The following is a 276-nucleotide window of genomic DNA, read 5'->3' as shown; positions in this document are numbered from 1 at the left end:
CCCCCCCCAGCCACAAATGCAGAAAAGGCTTAATTCCTAAAATCTCGCGCTATCACAAACACTGTGTATTATTCCGGCATTTGCGCAACGACGTGCTTGAGCGTAGCACAGCTCGCGCGAAAGCAACCCTGGGCAAGCTCGACGAATTAAAAAGCCTAAAGCAAAAACAACCAAACTAATCTGTCCTGCCTGCGTCTAGAAAGACGAAGGCAGACCTCGCTTGCGTTAAAGAGTTATAGGGCAAAAAACATAAGAAAAAGGCTCGGAAAACAAGCA

The sequence above is a fragment of the Gardnerella vaginalis genome, assembly GCF_001546485.1.
GTDB classification, from domain to species: Bacteria; Actinomycetota; Actinomycetes; order Actinomycetales; family Bifidobacteriaceae; genus Bifidobacterium; species Bifidobacterium vaginale_D.
The sequence above is the reverse complement of the archived record's forward strand: the minus strand, read 5'-3'. Positions refer to the sequence as shown.